4 protein-coding genes are annotated in these 5,073 nt (G+C 71.8%); 3 read left to right on the top strand and 1 reads right to left on the bottom strand.

Annotated features, from left to right (window positions below):
* Positions 1-285: 285 nt before the first annotated feature.
* From P1P70_RS40330 to ilvD, 3 genes are all read left to right on the top strand, one after another.
* The gene (locus tag P1P70_RS40330; protein ID WP_319246819.1) at positions 286-1,107 is read left to right on the top strand and encodes a sugar phosphate isomerase/epimerase; all 822 of its coding nucleotides are present in this window, start codon (positions 286-288) and stop codon (positions 1,105-1,107) included.
* The gene (locus P1P70_RS40335; RefSeq protein WP_319246821.1) at positions 1,104-1,721 is read left to right on the top strand and encodes a TetR/AcrR family transcriptional regulator; all 618 of its coding nucleotides are present in this window, start codon (positions 1,104-1,106) and stop codon (positions 1,719-1,721) included. The genes P1P70_RS40330 and P1P70_RS40335 overlap by 4 nt, the downstream gene beginning before the upstream one ends.
* 181 nt (positions 1,722-1,902) lie before the next feature.
* Entirely contained in the window at positions 1,903-3,756 is a 1,854-nt protein-coding gene (gene ilvD, locus P1P70_RS40340; RefSeq protein ID WP_319246823.1) for a dihydroxy-acid dehydratase, read from the top strand.
* A 166-nt stretch (positions 3,757-3,922) separates the two neighbouring features.
* On the opposite strand, the gene P1P70_RS40345 is transcribed toward ilvD, so the two are convergent.
* A partial coding sequence (locus P1P70_RS40345) for a PQQ-binding-like beta-propeller repeat protein (RefSeq protein WP_319246824.1) occupies positions 3,923-5,073 on the bottom strand: 1,151 nt, incomplete at its 5' end.

Consider the following 5,073-nt stretch of genomic DNA (forward strand, 5'->3'; position numbering starts at 1 on the left):
GTGGTGGGTGGCGTGGTAGGTGGTCTGGTGGGGGTGCGGGTGCGGGTGCGTGGGGCTTCTCGCGCAGTTCCCGCGCCCCTGAAGATCAGGCCCCTGCGGGCCTGAAAGACCCGGCCCCGCGGGCCTGAAAGGCAACGGGGCTGCTGGATGAAAGGCACGGGGCGTAGCCCCTGTTTTTCAGGCGCGCGGGGACCTGCGCGAGCAGCCCCCACCGGGGCCGCGGTCGCCGACGTGCACGCACCCCGACGGCGCGCAGCCAAGGCCCCACCCCGTAGGCTGTCCCGCGTGGCAGAACCCGTACGGATCCCGGACGCGAAGGTCGCCCTGTCCACGGCCTCCGTGTACCCGGAGTCGACGGCCACGGCCTTCGAGATCGCCGCACGCCTCGGGTACGACGGCGTGGAGGTCATGGTCTGGACCGACCCGGTCAGCCAGGACCTGGAGGCCCTGCGCCGCCTCTCCGACTACCACCAGATCCCCATCCTCGCCGTTCACGCACCCTGTCTGCTGATCACCCAGCGGGTGTGGTCCACGGACCCATGGGTCAAGCTCCAGCGCGCCCAGGCCGCCGCCGAGAAGCTCGGCGCGAGCACGGTCGTCGTGCACCCCCCGTTCCGCTGGCAGCGCCAGTACGCGCGTGACTTCGTCACCGGGATCTGGCGGATGGCGAACGAGACGGACGTCCGGTTCGCCGTCGAGAACATGTACCCCTGGCGCTACCGCGACCGCGAGATGCTCGCGTACGCCCCCGACTGGGACGTGACGAACGACGACTACCGGCACTTCACGATCGACCTCAGCCACTCGGCGACCTCCCGCACGGACGCCCTGGACATGGTCGACCGCATGGGCGACCGCCTCGGCCATGTACACATGGCGGACGGCAGGGGGTCGGCCAAGGACGAGCACCTCGTCCCGGGCCGCGGCACCCAGCCCTGCGCCGAGCTGCTGGAACGTCTCGCCCTGAGCGGCTTCGACGGCCACGTCGTGATCGAGGTCAACACCCGCCGCGCCATGTCCGCCGCCGAGCGCGAGGCCGACCTGGCGGAGGCGCTCGCCTTCACCCGGCTGCATCTCGCCTCCGCCGTGCGGGTCCCCCGACCGTGACCCCGACCGCCCCCCGCCGCAGGGGCCGGCCCTCCCGTACGGAGTCGGCCGACACGCCCGCCGCCCGCGACCGCATCCTGGCGGCGGCCCGCGAGGAGTTCTCCGAGCGCGGCTACGACAAGGCGTCCGTACGCGGCATCGCCAAGGCCGCCGGGGTGGACTCGGCGCTGGTGCACCACTACTTCGGCACGAAGGAGCAGGTGTTCGAGGCAGCCATCACCCTCTCCTTCGGCCCGGCCATGCAGGCTCCGCAGGCTGTCGAGGAGGGCCCGCTGGACGGGGTCGGCGATCGGCTCACCCGGTTCATCTTCGGGGTCTGGGAGAACCCGGCGACCCGTACGCCCCTGCTCGCGATCGTCCGTTCCGCCGTGAACAACGACGCCGCGGCCGCCGTCTTCCGCCGCATCATCGCCACGCAGGTGCTCCGCCGCATCGCCGACCGCCTGGAGGTGCCGGACGCGGAGCTGCGGGCGGAACTGGCCGCCGCGCAGTTGGTGGGCATCGCGATGCTGCGGTACGTGATCAAGGTCGAGCCACTGGCGTCGGCGGACCCGGAGCAGATCATCAGAAGAGTGGCGCCCGTGGTGCAGGCCCACCTCACCGCGCCTCTCTAGCGGCGCGCGGAACGGCGCACGCCACCACCACGCGCCACCACCGCGCGCCGACGGCCGAGAACCGAGACAGTCATCCCGCATTCCGGACAACCTGTCCAACCCCTGGTGCGACGGGCGTACGCTCGACTCAGTCAGAAGTCTCTGATCGCAGTCTCAGAAGGTCCCTGAAGGAGCGAGCGCGATGCCCGAGCTGAGGTCCCGCACAGTCACCCACGGCCGCAACATGGCGGGCGCCCGCGCCCTTATGCGCGCCTCCGGTGTACCGGGCGCGGACATCGGCCGCAAGCCGATCATCGCGGTCGCGAACTCCTTCACCGAGTTCGTGCCGGGCCACACCCACCTCCAGCCGGTCGGCCGGATCGTCAGCGAGGCGATCCGCGAGGCGGGCGGCATCCCGCGCGAGTTCAACACCATCGCCGTGGACGACGGCATCGCCATGGGCCACGGCGGCATGCTGTACAGCCTCCCCTCCCGCGACCTGATCGCGGACTCGGTCGAATACATGGTCGAGGCCCACTGTGCCGACGCCCTGATCTGCATCTCCAACTGCGACAAGATCACCCCGGGCATGCTGAACGCCGCCCTGCGGCTCAACATCCCGACCGTCTTCGTCTCCGGCGGCCCCATGGAGTCCGGCCGGGCCACCCTCGTCGACGGCACGGTCCGCACGCTCGACCTGGTCGACGCGATCTCCGACGCGGTGAACGACAAGATCTCGGACGAGGACATCCTCCGTATCGAGGAGAACGCCTGTCCGACCTGCGGCTCCTGTTCCGGCATGTTCACCGCCAACTCGATGAACTGCCTGACCGAGGCCATCGGCCTCTCCCTCCCGGGCAACGGCTCGGTCCTGGCCACGCACACGGCCCGCAAGCAGCTGTACATCGACGCGGCCCACACGGTCATGGACATCACCCGCCGCTACTACGACCAGGACGACGAGACGGTCCTGCCGCGCTCGATCGCGAACTTCGCGGCCTTCGAGAACGCCATGGCCCTCGACATCGCCATGGGCGGCTCCACCAACACGATCCTGCACCTGCTGGCCGCCGCCCAGGAGGCGGATGTCCCCTTCGGCCTCGACGAGATCAACGCGGTCTCGCTGCGCGTGCCGTGCCTCGCCAAGGTCGCGCCGAACGTCGCCAAGGACCGCACGTACTACATGGAGGACGTGCACCGCGCCGGCGGCATCCCGGCCCTGCTGGGCGAGCTGCACCGCGCGGGCCTGCTCAACGAGGACGTGAACTCCGTCCACAGCCCCTCCCTCGCCGACTGGCTGAAGACCTGGGACGTGCGGGGCGGCTCCCCGTCCCCGAAGGCCGTCGAGCTGTGGCACGCGGCCCCCGGCTGCGTCCGCTCCGCCGAGGCGTTCTCCACCTCCGAGCGCTGGGACACCCTGGACGAGGACGCCGAGGGCGGCTGCATCCGCTCCGCCGAGCACGCCTACTCCAAGGACGGCGGCCTCGCGGTCCTCAAGGGCAACCTGGCGGTCGACGGCTGTGTGGTGAAGACGGCCGGCGTCGACGAGTCGATCTGGACCTTCGAGGGCCCGGCGGTCGTCTGCGAGTCGCAGGAGGAGGCCGTCCAGAAGATCCTCATGAAGGAGATCAAGGAGGGCGACGTCGTCGTCATCCGCTACGAGGGCCCCAAGGGCGGCCCCGGCATGCAGGAGATGCTCTACCCGACCTCGTACCTCAAGGGCCGCGGCCTGGGCAAGTCCTGCGCGCTGATCACCGACGGCCGCTTCTCCGGCGGCACCTCCGGCCTCTCCATCGGCCACGCCTCGCCCGAGGCGGCCGGCGGCGGCACGATCGCCCTCGTCGAGGACGGCGACCGCATCCGCATCGACATCCCGAACCGTTCGATCGAGCTGTTGGTCGACGACGCCGAACTGGGCCGCCGCGAGCAGGCACTGAACGGCGTCTACGCCCCGAAGAACCGGGAGCGCAAGGTGTCGGCCGCGCTGAGGGCGTACGCCGCGATGGCCACCAGCGCCGACAAGGGCGCGGTGCGGGACGTCAGCAAACTGGGCTGAGGACCGCCGTCGTCCCGCGCGGCGGCCGTAGTCTCCCGTACGAGTGAGGGCCGTTCCCGGTGGGGGCGGCCCTCGGTCGTGCGGTGGGGACGGCCCTCGGTCGTGCGGTGGGCACAGACGCCGGCGGCGCCGGTGGCGTGCGGGAGCGTGCCGTCGGCCCGCGGTGTCACCAGCTCGCCGGGTCGTTTCCGTCCAGCCCGAGTACGGTCCCGTCGAGCATGCCCGCGCAGACGCGGCCGTCGATGACCACCGGCTCGGGCCGCGCACTGGTGATCCGGTCCGATTCACCGAGCCGAGACGCGGTCTGCCCGCTGACCCGGCCCTTGCGCGCGTCCACCGCGAGCAGTCGCCCGTCGGACGAGGTGAAGTACACATAGCGGTCGCCGACGACCGGCGTCGAACCCCGCGCGACCCCCGTCTCGGTCCGCCACACCTGCTCGCGGGCCTTCATGTCGACGGCCACGAGTGCGCCGCTCGCGCCGCTCAGCAGGTACACGACGTCACCGCGCACCACCGCGTGGGCCTGTTCGAGCCGTACGGGCAACTCGACACGGACGGTCTTCCCGGTGCCGGTGCCGGTGCCGGTGCCGGTGCCGGTGCCGGGGTCGTACCGGACCAGGGCGACCGTGTCGGGGTAGTCGCCCCCGATCGAGGCGAAGAAGAGGGAGCCGTTCTGGGCCCCCACCGGTTCCAGCTGCCCGTCCAGCCTGGCGTCCCACCGCACGTCACCCGTCTCCGGGTCCACCGCGGTGACCTGTGTCCGGGCTGTCGCCCCCTCACCGGTGACGCTCGCCACGTAGGCCGAACGGTCACCGTCGAACCACGTGAAGTACGCCTCCTGCTGCCCCGGGAACCGGCGGCTCCACACGGTGTCGCCGGTGGCACCGTCCACACCGGTGACCGTGCCGTCGGCGGCGGTCAGCAGCAGCATGCCGCCCGCGTACCGCTGGGCACCGTACGTGGAGACGTCCCGCTCCCACCGCACCTTGCCGGTGTCCGGATCGAGCGCCTGGACCCGGCGGCCCTGGCCCGTCAGCACGTGCACCAGCCCACCGGCCTCGACGGGCGGGGCACCCGCGCCCAGCGCACCCGCGCCGTCGACGGTGTGCCGCCACAGCACGCTGCCGTCCGCCGGATCCAGCGCGGAGACCAGCCCCGGCTGGGAGCAGAGCAGTTTCCCTGCCCCGTACGAGCACTGGGGCGCGCTCACGTTCTTCGCCGCGGGCTTGGTGGCCCAGGCTTCGAGCGCGGGCGCGGCGGCCGCGGCACGACTGGCCCGCGGAGTGGCCGTGCCCCCGTCCACCCGCCCGCCGTCAC

The sequence above is a fragment of the Streptomyces sp. MB09-02B genome (assembly GCF_033794485.1).
GTDB lineage: Bacteria > Actinomycetota > Actinomycetes > Streptomycetales > Streptomycetaceae > Streptomyces.

Coding starts and splice junctions, on each gene's coding strand:
- ilvD (WP_319246823.1), top strand. CDS start 1,903: ATGCCCGAGCTGAGGTCCCGCACAGTCACCCACGGCCGCAACATGGCG.